Below are 659 nucleotides of genomic sequence, written 5' to 3'. Positions count from 1 at the left end.
CGCCTGCCCCATCCAGTCCGGCAGCGGGACCGGCGGCGCGGGAGCATCGGCGTGCACCGCCGTCGTCCCGGACGCCGAGGCCTGATGCTGATGCACCACCACCTCCCCGGCCCAGCCGCCCGGGCACGGTTCGGTGTGCGTCTGCAACCCCGCGAACCCGGCACGGCAATGTTCGTACCAGCACTCCGCCGGAGGGCCGCGCGTTCCCTCCCACCCGCAGACGACCAGCCAGTCGCTGGCCCGCGTCAACGCGACATACAGCAGACGGTTGAATTCTTCCCGTGCCGAGGCTTCGAGGGCACTGCGCGCCACGCCGGTGGTCCGTGTCGCCAAGTCGGCGCGCGGCACCCAGACCGGCAGGGCCGTCCCCGCTTCCCCCCCCGGCAACCAGCACAGGTCGGTGTCGGCGTTGGGACGTCCCATCGTGTCGGGCAGGATCACCAGCCGTGCCTGCAGGCCTTTGGAACCATGCGCGGTCATGACCCGCACTGCCCCCTCCGCGCCCTCGGGCTCGCGTCGCACCATGGCGTTGCTGTGGCGCAGCCAGTGCAGGAACCCCTGCAGCGACGGCGGATGCATGGCCTCGTACCGCAGGGCGGCCGACAGCAGTTCGTCCACCGGCTCGGCCGCCTCGGGCCCCAGCCGGGCCAGAAGGCGCG

Annotated in this window: 1 protein-coding gene; it reads right to left on the bottom strand. The window is 72.8% G+C overall.

The genetic code is table 11. The features are described from left to right. Positions 1–659 (bottom strand): 3'-5' exonuclease (locus HUK82_RS17040; protein WP_305144426.1); only part of this gene is annotated, 659 nt, incomplete at both ends.

It is taken from the genome of Ameyamaea chiangmaiensis (assembly GCF_013376175.1).
GTDB classification, from domain to species: domain Bacteria; phylum Pseudomonadota; class Alphaproteobacteria; order Acetobacterales; family Acetobacteraceae; genus Ameyamaea; species Ameyamaea chiangmaiensis.
This window is presented reverse-complemented; position numbering and strand designations above follow the sequence as displayed.